Genomic DNA, 15,311 nt, shown 5'->3' with positions numbered 1-15,311 from the left:
GGATTCGAACCATCGAAGGCGGAGCCGGCAGATTTACAGTCTGCTCCCTTTGGCCACTCGGGAACCCCTCCAGGGTGTTTTTTCCTAACTCATAATGGATAGGCTAAAGAGATGTTTTTCCCAACGCATCTCTCAAGTGCGGAGCGCATCATAGCAAACACGCTAAACCTGTAAAGGGTTTTTCTTATGGTTTTGTGTTAAATGCTGCCTTTTTGGGCAAAGATGGCGAAAAGTACGCATATTGCTCGTGAAGTGAACATCTGTACTAAGGTCTACGTACTAAGAGGTAAGGCATTGAGGTTGTTGGCTTTCGGTATTGCTATTGTTTCGGCTAAACCCACATAAAACGTAAACGAAATTTAATCTAGATTTACACTTCTTGACGTTACAGTATTCATCAGTTGATAGAATACGGTTAATTTCATTTATAGATAATAATACCAATCGTAGTAAATAATTGGTCATCGTAGCTTGTTAAAGCGCTATTCCTGACCACTTACTCCTGTGATCGGTATAAACCTTACTTGCAGACCATAATTATGAAGAATAAATCTGTTTTAACCCTGCTGAGCTTGTCTATTCTCATGGCGTCTCCAGCCGTACTTGCAAAGCGTATGGGCCCGAGCACTGTCACTGTTGTTACTGAGCAGGTTGATATTCACCAAGTTAGCCAATCTCTTTCGTTGGTTGGTAAGTTAGAAGCCGAGCAATCGGTCATGATCACTTCTGAAGTCGCTGGCCGAGTGGATTCTATCAACATCAAAGCAAACCAAGATGTCACTAAAGGGCAGATGTTGGTTCAACTTGATGATGACAAAGCGAAAGCGGCGGTAGCAGAAGCTCAAGCTTATCTAAAAGACGAGCAACGTAAGCTAGCGGAATTTCAACGCCTAGTGAAACGTAACGCGATCACGCAAACTGAAATTGATGCTCAGAAAACCAACGTAGAGATCGCCAACGCTCGTTTAGCTGCTGCAAATGCCAATCTGAAAGATCTTCACATCAGCGCGCCATTCTCGGGCACTGTTGGTTTCATCGACTTTAGCCGCGGTAAAATGGTCACAGCAGGTACTGAACTTGTGACCCTAGATGATCTATCGGTCATGCAATTAGACCTGCAGATCCCGGAACGTTACCTTTCTAAACTATCAAAAGGTATGAAAGTAACCGCGCGCACCAGCGCATGGGGCGACACTCAGTTCACGGGTACTGTAGTAGGCATCGATTCTCGTATTAACGCTGAAACCTTGAACCTTCGAGTTCGAATCCACTTCGACAACAATAATGACTATCTAAAGCCGGGTATGTTAGTGGCAGCGGATATGGACTTTCCACCAGTGGAAGCGCCAATCATTCCAGTTCAAGCGCTTGAGTATTCAGGAACGAAGCGTTTCGTCTATGTTATTGACGAAGACAACAAAGCAAAACGTACAGAAGTTTTCCTTGGAGCACGTATTGATAACGAAGTCGTGATCGACAAAGGTATCGAAATTGGTCAGAAGATCGTGGTGCAAGGTATCGTGAACATGCGTGACGGCGTCTTGGTTCAAGAGCTTGCCGTTAATCGCCCTACTGGTACAGCGAGTGACAAAAAAGCACAAGAAGGCGCTAACTAATGTTGTTATCTGATGTTTCTGTAAAGAGACCAGTAGCGGCCGTCGTATTGAGCCTACTATTGGTTGTGTTTGGTATTGTCTCTTTCAATAAGCTCGCGGTTCGTGAGATGCCTGATATTGAGAGCCCGGTAGTATCGATCAGTACTCGTTATGAGGGTGCCTCTGCCACCATCATTGAAAGCCAAATAACCTCCAACCTTGAAGACCAGTTATCCGGCATCAGTGGTATCGATGAGATCGAATCCACAACCCGTAACGGTATGTCGCGTATTACGATTACCTTTGAGCTTGGTTACGATCTTAATACTGGTGTGAGTGATGTCCGTGATGCCGTAGCGCGTGCGCAGCGTTCATTGCCAGACGAAGCTGACGACCCGATTGTTTACAAGAACAATGGTAGTGGTGAAGCCTCGGTCTACATCAACTTAAGCTCGACGGAGATGGACCGAACGCAGTTAACCGACTATACAGAACGTGTGTTGATTGACCGCTTTAGTTTGATCTCAGGTGTGAGCTCGGTGGATATCTCAGGTGGTTTGTACAAAGTAATGTACGTGAAGCTGAAACCTGCTCAGATGGCTGGTCGTGGTGTTACTACCTCGGACATCACTTCTGCGTTGAACAGTGAGAACATTGAAAGCCCAGGTGGTGAAGTACGTAACGATGCGATTGTGATGTCGGTTCGTACCGCTCGTTCTTACACTGAAGCTGAAGATTTCGAATACCTAGTGGTAAAGCGTGCCTCTGATAACACACCTATCTACTTGAAAGACGTAGCGGATGTTTACATTGGTGCAGAAAACGAGAACTCGACCTTTAAGAGTGACGGCGTAGTCAACGTAAGCATGGGTATTGTGCCTCAGTCAGATGCGAACCCACTTGAAGTTGCTGACCTTGTCCATAAAGAAGTCGAAGCGATTCAGAAGTTCTTGCCTGATGGTACTCGTTTGGCTGTCGACTATGATTCCACAGTCTTTATCGACCGTTCGATTTCAGAAGTTTACAGCACACTCTTTATTACGGGTGGTTTGGTTATCCTTGTGCTTTACATCTTTATTGGTCAAGCTCGAGCAACACTTATTCCAGCGGTAACGGTACCTGTATCTCTGATCTCGTCGTTTATTGCGGCTTACTATTTTGGGTTCTCTATCAACCTGATTACCTTGATGGCACTTATCCTATCGATTGGCTTGGTGGTTGATGATGCAATCGTAGTGGTTGAGAACATTTTCCACCACATTGAACGTGGTGAATCGCCACTGCTTGCGGCCTATAAAGGGACACGAGAGGTTGGCTTCGCGGTAATCGCAACGACACTTGTATTGGTGATGGTATTCCTACCAATCTCGTTCATGGACGGCATGGTTGGTCTTCTGTTTACCGAGTTCTCTGTATTGCTTGCTATGTCGGTGATCTTCTCGTCGCTCGTCGCATTGACGCTAACGCCAGTGCTAGGCAGTAAGATCCTTAAAGCGAACGTTAAACCAAACCGTTTTAACCTGTTTGTTGAACGCGTATTTGGCAAGCTTGAGTCTGGATACCGCTCGGTATTGCGCCGTGCTCTAAACTGGCGCTGGGCTGCTCCAATCATCATTATCGCGTGTATGGGTGGCAGTTATGGCTTGATGCAACAAGTGCCATCGCAACTGACGCCACAAGAAGACCGTGGTGTTATCTTTGCGTTTGTTCGTGGTGCTGATGCAACCAGTTACAACCGTATGTCTGCCAACATGGACATCGTAGAAGAGCGTCTAATGCCATTGCTTGGTCAAGGCTTCTTGAAGTCATTCAGTATTCAGTCTCCAGCGTTTGGTGGTAATGCGGGCGACCAAACGGGCTTTGTAATCATGATCTTAGAAGATTGGGATGAGCGTGACGTTACAGCACAACAAGCCTTGAACGAAGTTCGTAAATCGTTGAATGGTATTCCTGATGTACGTGTATTTCCGTTCATGCCGGGCTTCAAAGGTGGTTCAAGTGAGCCTGTTCAATTTGTACTTGGCGGTTCTGATTACACTGAACTCCAAAAGTGGGCAGAGAGCTTAAAGCAAGCGGCTGAAGATTCACCAATGATGGAAGGTGCGGATATCGATTACTCCGAGAAAACGCCAGAGCTATTGGTTACTGTAGACAAGCAGCGTGCTGCAGAGCTAGGTGTGAGTGTTTCTGATATCTCAGATACCTTGGAAATCATGCTTGGTGGTCGCAGTGAAACGACCTTTGTTGAGCGCGGTGAGGAGTACGACGTTTACCTTCGTGGTGATGAAAACAGCTTCAACAACGCGAACGACCTAAGCCAAATCTACATGCGAACTCAGTCTGGAGAGTTGGTTACACTCGATACGCTGACGCACATTGAAGAAGTGGCTTCATCGATTCGTTTGTCGCACTACAACAAGCAAAAATCGGTGACTATTAAAGCGAACCTAATGGAAGGTTACACACTGGGTGATGCTCTAGATTTCCTTGATGAGCAAGCAATTGAGCAACTACCGGGTGATATTTCAGTGAGCTACTCTGGCGAGTCAAAAGACTTTAAAGAGAACCAATCGAGTATCCTAGTGGTGTTTGCGCTAGCGATGTTGGTAGCGTACTTGGTATTGGCCGCACAATTTGAAAGCTTCATCAACCCGTTGGTGGTGATGTTCACCGTACCTATGGGTATCTTTGGTGGCTTCTTAGGTTTGGTGTTGATGAGCCAAGGGCTCAACGTTTATAGCCAGATCGGTATGATCATGTTGATCGGCATGGTAACCAAAAACGGTATCTTGATCGTTGAGTTTGCTAACCAACTTCGTGACCGTGGCATTGAGTTCGAAAAAGCGATCATTGATGCATCTGCTCGACGCTTACGTCCAATCATGATGACCGCGTTTACTACGCTAGCGGGTGCGATTCCATTGATTACCTCAACGGGGGCTGGCTATGAAAGCCGAGTGGCTGTGGGTACGGTTATCTTCTTCGGTATGGGCTTCGCGACACTGGTAACTCTGTTCGTGATTCCTGCGATGTACCGACTGATTTCTGGCTCAACACGCTCTCCGGGCCACGTGGAAGCGGTGCTTAATAAAGAGCTTAGCCATGACAATGTTGGAAGAAGCAGTCACGGTTAGTTGGTAAAACGAAGGGCTAGACTATAGATAGTTTTTATAGCTAGTATAAGTTTAAAGCTTGATAAAGAAAGCCCAGTAACTGTTTGAGTTACTGGGCTTTTTGTTAATTGAATATTGATGATTGAAAGTAGGGATTCGTTCAATCGATAATAAAAGCTCGCTCAGAATACGAACTTTCATTTGGCGTTCAATTTCTTAACTCTTTTTCGTTTGGCGAGCTTCAAATGCGGCCAATTGTTCAGGAGTTGCTTTCGGTTGATGGTTAGCTTTCCACTCATCGTAAGTCATACCATAAACACGTTCACGTGCATCGTCTAAATCTAAATTGACTCCCATCAATTCAGCTTCTGCTGCATACCATTTGCTAAAGCAATTTCGGCAAAAGCCAGCCAAGATCATTAGGTCGATGTTTTGCACGTCTTTATTGCTGTCTAGATGAGATAATAGGCGACGAAATGCAGCTGCATCTAGCTTGTCTTGTTCTTCTTGAGTTAGTTGCTTGTATTTGAATTCTGCCAAAACTCTTTCCTTTTCAAGTCAATGGTTATCCTTAGTTAGAGTCTACACGGCTGCGAGATTGACGCCAATACTCATTCACTGGTTTGAGTATGTAACTCCCAGCTTTCTAGGTTTGCATAGGATAACAAAGTAACAACTAGACCGGTCGGTCTGTGTTGTGTGTGATTCATTCAGCACTTCAAATCAGACAATCGGTTCGTTGAAACTGTATACCCGTGAGAGGAGAATAGGCATGACATTAGCATTTGAAACATACTTGGCTATTGGTTTATCGATGGCGCTTTTAAGCCTTTGGAAAACCTATTCAGGGCCGGCTATTGCTGCGTTTCTATCTTACTCCTACCCAGAAATGCTGTTGTTTAATTTAATCCCAGCAATGATTGCTGCATATGCAGGTTGGAAAGTTGCTCCCGTCTATTCAACCTTGTTCAAGAAACAAAAAGGCGCAGTCTTTAAACCAAAGCTCAGAAAATTCATGAAAAAATGGAATCAATACGGCCAACTTTCGATGGTTATTTTAGCTCCAGTCTTAGTGGGAATTCCGAGTTATACCTTTGTTTCGAAACGATTGAATCAAAGTGGAGTGAAAACCTTTGGTATGCTGACATTGTCGATCTTAGGCTGGAGTAGCTTGGCTTATAGCTGTTTTGCGTTCCTAGATGTTGGTCAGTATATTGCGATAGAGAACATTATTCCCGAGTCTATTCTTGAAAATACCAAGAAATAAATAACACAGACTTGTAGTTGGAAAGATGTGACCTTACCTCTAGCACTTAATGTGTTAGATTTGTTTCGTAGCCATTGGTGATTTGAAAGCTTGTCCCCCTAAATATCCTCATTGAGTACTCGCTCAGTTTTAAGTCCCAAATATTTGAACGACTCATTTAATGACCAAGTAATATATATACTGATACTTGAATGGGCTTTCATCGGTTTTTGGTGCGTCAGTGAGGACTCCCCCCAAACCTGTCGAGAGCTCCTGTCTTAATTCCTCACCAGCCAGATTTATATTTCAAAGGACAATGCGATTCTCCTTCGAATATTCAAACCGATCAGTCTAATTCTGACAATGTTGACAATATCCTGACTAGACCGGTCGGTTTGTTGTGTTTATTATATACACAACGTCGAGACGACCTAACTTAAACGGTGAATGTTATATGAATAGATCAATCATTATTGCTGGTTCGAGTGGCTTAGTTGGACGAGAAACTTTGAGTACTTTATTAAGCAGTCAGAATATCAGTACTGTTTACGCACTGTCTCGACGTGAACTCAATACGCAGCATAAGAAATTGAAGCAGATAATTGACTGTGATCTAAGTGTTCCTGCCATCCATTTAGGCTCAGAGCTTCCGGAAGTTGGGATTATTGCTTTAGGTAGCACGATTAAAAAATCGGGTACCAAAGATAAACTACGTGCAATTGATGTTGACCTAGTCGTGTCTACCGCAGAAAACATGAAAGATCTTGGAGTGAAACACTTGATCGTTGTGTCATGTCTTGGTGCTGATAGCAAAGCTCGTTCTCATTATCTTCGCTGTAAAGGAGAGATGGAAAATGAAGTTGAACTACTGGATTTTGAGAAAACGACTTTCCTACATCCAGGCCCGTTGGCGGGTGACCGACATGAAACGAGAACTGACGAAAAGTTACTTCAAGGTGCTCTAAAGGTAATTAAGCCGATGATGATTGGCAGAATGAAAAAATACTTACCAATTCAAGCATCCAGCCCAGTCGGTTATGAAAAAGAAATGACTTATATGGTAGAGCATGAAAAAGCGCTGTATGGGTATTTAGCCCACTTGAATGATGGTGACCCAAAGCACGCCCATTCGGTCCTTGAAGACTTTGTTTCCGAGCATAATATTCAATAGATTTGATGGTTTCGTTTTGCCTTCAATCACTTTCAAACTTTAGAGAGGTTATCTATGAAAAAACTGTCTTTAATTGCTTTGTTTGTTCTGCCCATTCTAGGTTGTGAAACGACTGTTGATCAGAACGCTCATCAATCACAACTAAATGCCGTTGATGAGAGTGTGCTCATTGTTGATCGAAACGCTGAAGATAAAGGGCTAGATAAAGTTTTGACTATCGACCACTCTCGGTTAGCAGATCTGGCAAATGAATATTTAGCACCAAGTCGAGTGGACTTTTATACCGACGATAAGTTGAATACCCAGTTGCTCAAAGACAGTTTACAGGTGGGGCTCGATTTGCCATTTCGTATTTTGAATTATGTTGAAAATGGTGAGCAAAAAGTAATTTATACCGATGCTAAGTTTATTCAAAAGCGACACGGAATAATGGATAACGGAGCCCTTGAGCAGTATGCAGAAGAAACGGCATCGCTAACTAATGGGTTAGATAACATTGCGCCAGTGCAGAGCGAAGGTTTAGCAAAGAACTACGGCATTGAAACATTAGTATCAGAGTATGATTTTGAAACGACACTGAACAATATTAAACGAGATGTTCTTGCTCAAGGTGACACGGTTTGGTTTATGAACTGGGACTTTAAGGCTAAAGCAGAAGCTATAGGGGAGTCACTACCTAATGCGACCTTGCTCGTTTTTGGTGGGCCAGCGCCAGGTGCCAAAGCAATGACCGAATTCCCAAGTATTGGATTGGATGCTTTTGGCCAAAAAGTATTAGTGACTGAAGAAAACGGTCAAGTGACGGTTGCTTATAATAATATTGTCGACATGTCTGAACTCCATTATAAGGACAATGCAATTTCTCATAAGGTCATCAATTTTCGATTAGGTAAAACTCTCGGCGGTGCGGTAGGAAAATAATCTATCGCCTTACGATAATTAACGTCTAATTAATTTACATTAATAAAAAACCATGATTTTAAAATCATGGTGTGGCTTTTTATTACCTAAAAATAACGGCTAATTTAATAGCCTAATTTTAACACTGCCATTTTGGCATTAAAATTCAACCATTGGAATATCATGAAAACACAATTAGTTACATTATCTTCTTTGTTCTTTATTTCTTTATCTGGTTCAGTTCTTGCAAGTGACGCTATTGTTAATGAAAGCCTAGAACAAAAAAATCAAGTTAAAAAAAGTTATCACAGTCAAGATATTAGAAATGTCCAGAGTAGTATTACAGGTGAATATGAATCTTATGAAGATGCTGATGCAATATCTTTGGACGGTACATACGGTATTAATGATAAAGCAAGTGTTGGTATAACATATAAAAACTACTCGTTTGACTACGATGATGAAGCATCAGACGTCATGTCGCTAACAGGTCAATACAATATATCCAGTAATGTCGTAATTGATGGTGTTTGGAATAACATAGATGGAGAATATAATAATTATCGATTTGGAGGTAATTATGTAGGGGATGCTAGGTTTGGTGCGTGGAATGTTGGTGCAAATTACTATGGTGGTGACCTTGCTGATGGTTTTGACGTAGAGGCTGGGGTTTTGGTTCCATTTGGTAATATGTACTACCGTGGTGACTTTACGTATTTTGTTGATGCAGAGGGGTATGACAATATCTTCGAAAATAAACTTGGATGGACAAACGGAAAAATTGACGTTAATGCATCAGTAAGTACCTATGAATTAGGTGAAGATACGTTTTTTGGTGTTGAATTGGGTTATATTTTTTAAGTTGTAGGCGAGAAAGTGAATTTTTTAAACAAAAAAATGGTACTAAAATTATCAGCTTTGATGTTAATTGTGCCGGTTGTAACTGGTTGCGTCGGTAGTAATTTTACGACCAAGAAACTGATGGAATTTAATGTTAAGGTTGTTGATAACCGCTATGCACGTGGCGGTGTTAACTTCTTATTGGCACCTGTTTATGGCTTTACAACATTGGCAGATTACTTCGTTGTTAACTCAATCGAGTTCTGGACGGGTTCAAACCCTTTCGACGGCACTCCGCATATCTTTGATAGTAAAGTCGAGACAATGATTGATATTAACGGTGATCTTGATCCTTCACTTCGTGATGCACCGATTGATCCTCTGACGTACCACAACATTGAAGACAGTCATATAAGAACTATTGACGAAAATACTATTGAGATGGAAGTGACTTATGTTGACGGCACTTCTTCAACGGTAACGGGCGTGAAGGAAGGTGTAAACGTTAAGTACTTTGTTGATGGTGAGTTTGTCTCTGAAACATCTGTAGAGGCGTTATCAGAAGCATTTGAAGTGAGCTCATAACCATCCATTGTTAAAGTGAACGTTATTGTTCGCCTATTATTTCTAAATATTTACGATTAATAATCAAGCTTTCAGGATATTAATATGAATCAATTTGGCGTGACTGGTTTTATTGTGAAAAGTAGCCTTACTAAAAAGAATATTCAACCTGTAGATGATATTTCTTATCCGGGATGTAGTTTTTTAGTGCAAACAGATAACTTTCTAGTGTCATGTTGTTCATTAGATAAATATATTCATAATGCGTTTGAAACTCTTCATAACATAGAAGGAAAAGTTAAACTAGAAGGGTTTTTATTTGTAGATACTTATAGCGATAATGCGTCTTTGTCTGTAGTGACAAAAATAACACAGTATAGCGATTAATCAGTGTCTTAATAGGGGCTTATTATAAAGAAAAAGGACGAAGTTAACTTCGTCCTTTTTTGTCATTGTAAACTTGTTAGTTAATGAACTTAAGCCAGCTCACCCGTTTGCGAGAAAGCTTCTAGCTTCGCTGCGTAAGGCTGTAGGTCACCAATATTGTTGTCTACCCACTCGTCATTGAAGTAGGTGTCCAGGTAACGCTCGCCGCTATCACATAACAGAGTCACGATAGAGCCTTTCTCACCACGTGCTTTCATTTCACTTGCTAGCTGAAGCACGCCGTACATGTTAGTACCGGTTGATGCGCCAACCTTACGACCAAGAATGTCAGACAACCAATGTGTCGTTGCAATACTTGCTGCATCTGGGATTTTACGCATTTCGTCAACCACACCAGGAATGAAGCTTGGTTCTGCACGTGGGCGACCAATGCCTTCAATCTTGCTGAATGTACTGCCTTTTACGTTCATGTTGCCCGTTTGGAAGTATTCGTGGAATACAGAGTTCTCAGGGTCGACAACACATAGCTTAGTTTCATGCTGTTGGTAGCGAATGAAACGGCCAATAGTCGCGGAAGTACCACCAGTACCTGGGCTCATTACTACCCAAGCTGGAACTGGGTGATCTTCCATCTGCATTTGATTGAAAATCGAGTTTGCGATGTTGTTGTTACCACGCCAGTCGGTTGCGCGCTCAGCGTATGTAAATTGGTCCATGTAGTGACCATTGAGTTCTGCCGCCAAACGGCGAGACTCATCGTAAATTTCATCAGAACGGTCAACAAGATGCGCTTGACCACCGTAGAATTCAATTTGCTCAATTTTCTTCTTCGCCGTGCATTTGGGCATTACCGCAATAAACGGCAGGCCAAGTAGACGAGCAAAGTACGCTTCAGACACGGCAGTGCTACCAGAAGACGATTCAATGATCGTTGTTTCTGGACCAACCCAACCGTTACAGATAGCGTATAAGAATAGAGAACGCGCTAAACGGTGCTTCAAAGAGCCGGTAGGGTGTGTGCTTTCATCTTTAAGGTAAACATCAATGCCTTCGATACTTGGTAGATCGAGCTTGATAAGGTGCGTATCCGCTGAGCGTTGGTAGTCTGCTTCAATTTTACGAATCGCGTTGTTAATCCATTGATGGTCAGTGCACATAAGCGTTCTCCTGATCGAGTGTAGGAATTCTTGTAATTGGTATAGTTCTAATTTATCTATAATCCGAGAGAAAAACTTTGCCATATTTGCTTTGTTTTGCTTAAATTGTAGAAAATTATTCTCTTTAAATGCGATCTGGTGAAAGTGTGATAGATGCCGTAGATAAAAAAATATTAGGTTTACTGCAAGAAGACAGCACGCTGTCATTGAACGATATTTCTGAAGCCGTCAACCTCACTACAACGCCTTGTTGGAAAAGGCTTAAACGCCTAGAAGAGAACGGCATTATTGAGAAAAGAGTCGCGCTGCTGAACCCGGAAAAGTTGGATCTTTCCTTTACCGCGTTCGTATTGGTGAAAACCAGTGATCATTCTCATGAGTGGTATGGTCGTTTTGTGAACACTGTGTCGGAATTTCCAGAAGTGATGGAGTTCTATCGCATGGCCGGTGAGTATGATTATATGATGAAGGTGCAAGTTAAAGACATGAAGTGCTTTGATGATTTTTATAAGCGCTTGGTGAATAGTATTGATGGGATTTCTAATGTGACCTCGACGTTTGCGATGGAACCATTGAAATACACGACGGCTCTGCCACTTTAATCATACCGACTCGTTTAGCTTCGAATTTAAACATCGCCTCTGCGATAAAGAAAAGGATTATTCATGTTTGCAAAAGTATCTACCGCTATCCAATTGGTGTTAGCTGTCGCGATTTTTTACTTGGGCTACACCATTTACTCATTTACCAATAAAGTTGGTGAAATCGTTGATACCTATCCGCAGGTAATTGAAGACTTGTCTGTTCTTACTAAAGGGCTAAAAGTAGAAGAAATGTTGGAATTTGCTGAGCATGTTAATGAGCTTGCTCCTCAGGTTCTAGATACTGTCGAAAACGTAAGAAAGACGATCGATGACGTGAATCAAACCGTTTCGTCAGTTGATGGCAAAATCCCTGCAATTTTAGACGAAGTAAAAAATGTTCGAACGGAAGTCGAGCAGGTAAGAACCGATGTTATTCCACCAACATTAACGGAATTGAAGAGATACCGAGCCGACGTAATGCCACCAGTGCTCGCTGAAAGTAAGTCTTACCGCGAACAGACGATCCCTGTGGTTATCGCGGAATCTGAGATGTTACGAGCGGAAGTCCCGGGTATTTTAGCGGAGGCAAATCTGCTGGCCGATAAGAGTAAAGAACTCGCTCAGGGCGCGGCAGAAGGCGCAGTGAAAGGTGTTGTCATGTCGCCGTTTAATCTTCTGCGAGATGCAGGCGATGGTATTAAAACGCGAGTACAAAGCGAGTTTGAGCCAACGTTAGAAGCTGAGTAGAGGTTACTGGCTCAACGTAATCACTCATCATTAGAATTAAAAAGAGAGGCTAGGTATTAAACCTAGCCTCTCTTTTTTACGGCTTTTAAAACAACGCCTGATTGCTATTTAGTAAAACGCATCACACCTTCTTGTACTGCCGTCGCCACTAATTCACCTTTTTGGTTAAAGATCTCGCCACGAACTAGGCCGCGAGTGTTCGCCGCCGTTGGGCTTTCAATCGCATAAAGTAACCATTCGTCCATCTTGAATGGGCGGTGGAACCAGATTGAGTGATCGATCGTCGCCACTTGGAAGTTTGGCGTCATGATAGAGACTTCATGAGGGTGAAGCGCCGTCACCAAGAATCCCCAATCCGATGCGTAAGCAAGCAAGTATTGATGGATCAATTGGTTGTCTGGCATCGCGCCATTTGCTCTTACCCAAAGATACTGTTTCGCTTCGGTTTTCTTAGGATTGAGTGGGTTCACAACCGTCACTGGGCGCATCTCAATCGGCTTCTCGCCACAGAAAGTTTTGCGCAACTTCTCCGGTAAGAACTCCGCTATATGGCTCGCAAGCTCAGTTTCAGATGCAAAATTTTCAGGCCCCGGAATATCTGGCATTGCGTTTTGGTGTTCAAAGCCAGGTGCATCGCCATGATAAGAAGCTGTGAGATAGAAAATAGGGCGGCCATTTTGAATCGCTTTAACACGGCGTGTGCTGAAGCTGCGTCCATCTCTTAGGTTCTCAACATCATAAATAATTGGCTTTTCAGGATCGCCGGGAAACAGAAAATAACTGTGGAACGAGTGAACACTACGGTCGTCTTGAACGGTATAACGAGCTGCAGAAAGTGCTTGTCCCAATACCTGACCGCCGTATACCTGTGGCAATCCTAGGTTCTCACTTTGCCCACGGAATAAACCTTCTTCCAGTTTTTCTAGCTGAAGTAAACTTAGTAATTCTTGTAAAGGTTGACTCATCGCCAGCATTCCTCTTCGTAAAATGGGTGTCAGATTATGGTGTTAATCATTTAGCTTAGTCAGATATCTGTCAATAAATCATAGGGTTTCAAGACAGAATATGAAAGCTCTCTTATAATTGGTGAGTAGATTTGCCGAGTCCGGCAAACATGTTGAGAGAAATTGAATATGAAAAAGGCTCTAATTCTTCTAACGTCTTTAGTATCGTTTGGCCTGCTAGTTGGTTGCCAAACAACATCAGAAACGAACGTTTCTCAAGAAGCGGTTGCAGAGAATACTCAAGTGATTTCAGGAACAGTTAGCTACCGCGAAAGAATTGCATTACCGGAGAATGCATTGGTTACTGTAACGCTAGAAGATATTTCACTAGCAGACGCTCCATCAACGGTTATCGCAACACAAGAGTTCACAACTGATGGTAAACAAGTGCCGTTTGCGTTCGAACTAAGCTACGACGACAACAAGATTCAGCCTAACCACCGTTACAACATGCGTGCAACGATTCATGTTGACGGCAAACTACGTTTTACTACTGACACTATCAAGTCGGTTATTACTGATGTAGAAAATACACAGCAAGCAGACCTACGTTTGGTTGGTGTTCGTTAATCAGAAATAGATGCCATTGTTAAGGCATCTTGGTTAGCTTAACTCAGCCAGTTGAATTGGCGATTAGTGGCAGCTCTAGGGCTGCCATTTGTATATTCTGAGTTTGATCTTTCCTGCCTCACTCACCTCAACTCCTTCTTTAACCAAATGCTGCTTTTGTCGGTCGAACGAATCGCCCTTTAAAGAGATTTCACCCTTGCTGTTTATCACTCGATACCAAGGCAGTTTACTACCTTCTGGCAAGTTGCCCAGCGCTTTGCCAACATGGCGCGCATAGCCCGGAAATCCTGAAAAACGTGCTATGTCTCCATAAGTTGTTACTTTCCCATATGGAATTTGGTGAATCACAGCAAAGATTTGGCTCAAAAATTGGTCCATACTAAATGTTCCTAGTTCATAAATACCAATCACAGTAAGTAAGTGTTCAAAAATAGCGCAGGGAAAAAGCTTGAGAGCAAGGCAGATTTTTTCGGTAAGTAGTTATTCTACAATCAAAAAATCTAACGAGGTTATCGAGTTTTTTAACAAGCTAGGGTGACCAGTTAATTACTACGATTGGTATGGTACCACGGATCGGTAGAAGGAGAGGGCTATGGTATTTTCAACGTTTCAGTTCTTGATCACCACATTATTAGCGGTTGTTTGCGCAAGAGCAATCAGTTTAAGTGACGGTGACATCCCAGTACTTGCAATGGTAATTCCGGCTTTATGGATCTTACCGCAGGGAGGCATAGCAGGATTAGCTTTGCTTGTTTCCATGACCACTTATGGTCTCACGCTTCCTTTGCAACCCATCACGCTGTCCGTCAGTGCTTGGGTTCTATTCCCGCTATTGATGGTGGTTTTCTCAAGACGCAGTAGTTTGTCGGTCGTGATTATTTCTGGCCTGATTGTGACGACTTTGCAAGTCGGGATTATGGTCACGCAATCAGCTGGCAAGCTTGAAGGCGTACCGTGGGTGACCACGCTTCAAACCTTATCAATTATCGTAATTTGGTGGGCGGCAAATCATCTTAAACCAGCCAGCCGACACAGCTGGTGGTCATTAGGATTAATACTTCCATTATGGATAGCCGATTTACCTTATGCCGCTTTGGTGGCCTTGTGTATAACTGGCATCATGGCATCAATGGAAACGCTGACGCGCTTGAAGACCTTTCGCTGGAATAAGCTGCTGTGTTGGACACTGCCAACGGTCGGTTTTGCGGCTCTAGTGATTACTCCAAGCATCGAAGTGCCAAGTCCCGTCTTTGTTGTGTGGTTGTGTCTATTGGGCACCGCGTGGATGACGGACTACATCATTCGCACAGAAGATAACGAAGACATCGATATCTGATACTGCGGCAATCCAAACCTCCCCAATGCAGGTAAATGGTGAATTTACCTGCGATTTTCTAGTGGTTTGAATAAAGGATAAGCACTTAGACCGCAAT

At 42.9% G+C, this 15,311-nt stretch carries 17 protein-coding genes; 13 read left to right on the top strand and 4 right to left on the bottom strand.

Annotated features, from left to right (window positions below; all coding sequences use genetic code 11):
• The first annotated feature begins 222 nt into the window (after window positions 1–222).
• The 3 genes from BCT34_RS24765 (at window position 223) to vexH (ending at window position 4,729) form a co-directional block, all read left to right on the top strand.
• A complete protein-coding gene (locus BCT34_RS24765) occupies window positions 223–345 on the top strand; it encodes a hypothetical protein (RefSeq protein WP_277869196.1) in 123 nt (40 codons plus the stop codon).
• Between the two features lie 194 nt (window positions 346–539).
• Entirely contained in the window at window positions 540–1,616 is a 1,077-nt protein-coding gene (locus BCT34_RS19605; RefSeq protein WP_076656477.1) for an efflux RND transporter periplasmic adaptor subunit, read from the top strand.
• The gene (vexH, locus tag BCT34_RS19600; RefSeq protein WP_076656480.1) at window positions 1,616–4,729 is read left to right on the top strand and encodes a vibriobactin export RND transporter permease subunit VexH; all 3,114 of its coding nucleotides are present in this window, start codon (window positions 1,616–1,618) and stop codon (window positions 4,727–4,729) included. The genes BCT34_RS19605 and vexH overlap by 1 nt, the downstream gene beginning before the upstream one ends.
• Window positions 4,730–4,924: 195 nt before the next feature.
• Here vexH and BCT34_RS19595 read toward each other — a convergent pair whose 3' ends face one another.
• The gene (locus BCT34_RS19595) at window positions 4,925–5,248 is read right to left on the bottom strand and encodes a DUF1244 domain-containing protein (protein WP_076656483.1); all 324 of its coding nucleotides are present in this window, start codon (window positions 5,246–5,248) and stop codon (window positions 4,925–4,927) included.
• Between the two features lie 232 nt (window positions 5,249–5,480).
• Here BCT34_RS19595 and BCT34_RS19590 point away from each other — a divergent pair, with 232 nt between their 5' ends.
• The 6 genes from BCT34_RS19590 (at window position 5,481) to BCT34_RS19565 (ending at window position 9,816) form a co-directional block, all read left to right on the top strand.
• Window positions 5,481–5,975, top strand: coding sequence for a hypothetical protein (locus BCT34_RS19590; RefSeq protein ID WP_076656486.1), 495 nt, complete (start codon window positions 5,481–5,483; stop codon window positions 5,973–5,975).
• Between the two features lie 433 nt (window positions 5,976–6,408).
• On the top strand, window positions 6,409–7,125 hold the full coding sequence (locus BCT34_RS19585) for an NAD(P)H-binding protein (protein WP_165690311.1): 717 nt from the start codon (window positions 6,409–6,411) through the stop codon (window positions 7,123–7,125).
• Window positions 7,126–7,179: 54 nt separating this feature from the next.
• Complete coding sequence (locus BCT34_RS19580) at window positions 7,180–8,046, top strand: DUF302 domain-containing protein (protein ID WP_076656489.1); 867 nt, start codon at window positions 7,180–7,182, stop codon at window positions 8,044–8,046.
• 162 nt (window positions 8,047–8,208) lie between these two features.
• Entirely contained in the window at window positions 8,209–8,886 is a 678-nt protein-coding gene (locus BCT34_RS19575) for a hypothetical protein (RefSeq protein WP_076656492.1), read from the top strand.
• Between the two features lie 36 nt (window positions 8,887–8,922).
• Window positions 8,923–9,450 carry a DUF3332 family protein gene (locus BCT34_RS19570; RefSeq protein ID WP_076656603.1) on the top strand — a complete coding sequence of 176 codons (528 nt, stop codon included), beginning with the start codon at window positions 8,923–8,925 and terminating at the stop codon, window positions 9,448–9,450.
• 84 nt (window positions 9,451–9,534) lie between these two features.
• The gene (locus tag BCT34_RS19565) at window positions 9,535–9,816 is read left to right on the top strand and encodes a hypothetical protein (protein ID WP_076656495.1); all 282 of its coding nucleotides are present in this window, start codon (window positions 9,535–9,537) and stop codon (window positions 9,814–9,816) included.
• A gap of 89 nt (window positions 9,817–9,905) precedes the next feature.
• On the opposite strand, the gene BCT34_RS19560 is transcribed toward BCT34_RS19565, so the two are convergent.
• A complete protein-coding gene (locus BCT34_RS19560; protein ID WP_076656498.1) occupies window positions 9,906–10,973 on the bottom strand; it encodes a PLP-dependent cysteine synthase family protein in 1,068 nt (355 codons plus the stop codon).
• A 128-nt stretch (window positions 10,974–11,101) separates the two neighbouring features.
• Here BCT34_RS19560 and BCT34_RS19555 point away from each other — a divergent pair, with 128 nt between their 5' ends.
• Window positions 11,102–11,575: an Lrp/AsnC family transcriptional regulator gene (locus BCT34_RS19555; RefSeq protein ID WP_076656501.1), complete on the top strand. Its 474-nt coding sequence runs from the start codon at window positions 11,102–11,104 to the stop codon at window positions 11,573–11,575.
• A gap of 63 nt (window positions 11,576–11,638) precedes the next feature.
• On the top strand, window positions 11,639–12,304 hold the full coding sequence (locus tag BCT34_RS19550; protein WP_076656504.1) for a hypothetical protein: 666 nt from the start codon (window positions 11,639–11,641) through the stop codon (window positions 12,302–12,304).
• 104 nt (window positions 12,305–12,408) lie between these two features.
• On the opposite strand, the gene tesB is transcribed toward BCT34_RS19550, so the two are convergent.
• Entirely contained in the window at window positions 12,409–13,269 is an 861-nt protein-coding gene (tesB, locus tag BCT34_RS19545) for an acyl-CoA thioesterase II (RefSeq protein WP_076656606.1), read from the bottom strand.
• 168 nt (window positions 13,270–13,437) lie between these two features.
• Here tesB and BCT34_RS19540 point away from each other — a divergent pair, with 168 nt between their 5' ends.
• A complete protein-coding gene (locus tag BCT34_RS19540) occupies window positions 13,438–13,878 on the top strand; it encodes a YbaY family lipoprotein (RefSeq protein ID WP_076656507.1) in 441 nt (146 codons plus the stop codon).
• A 75-nt stretch (window positions 13,879–13,953) separates the two neighbouring features.
• On the opposite strand, the gene BCT34_RS19535 is transcribed toward BCT34_RS19540, so the two are convergent.
• Window positions 13,954–14,256 carry an MGMT family protein gene (locus BCT34_RS19535; RefSeq protein ID WP_076656510.1) on the bottom strand — a complete coding sequence of 101 codons (303 nt, stop codon included), beginning with the start codon at window positions 14,254–14,256 and terminating at the stop codon, window positions 13,954–13,956.
• Window positions 14,257–14,470: 214 nt separating this feature from the next.
• Here BCT34_RS19535 and BCT34_RS19530 point away from each other — a divergent pair, with 214 nt between their 5' ends.
• On the top strand, window positions 14,471–15,214 hold the full coding sequence (locus tag BCT34_RS19530; RefSeq protein WP_076656512.1) for a hypothetical protein: 744 nt from the start codon (window positions 14,471–14,473) through the stop codon (window positions 15,212–15,214).
• Window positions 15,215–15,311: the final 97 nt, after the last annotated feature.

It is taken from the genome of Vibrio sp. 10N.261.45.E2, from assembly GCF_002875705.1.
Lineage (GTDB): Bacteria > Pseudomonadota > Gammaproteobacteria > Enterobacterales > Vibrionaceae > Vibrio.
The sequence above is the reverse complement of the archived record's forward strand: the minus strand, read 5'-3'. Positions and strand labels throughout refer to the sequence as shown.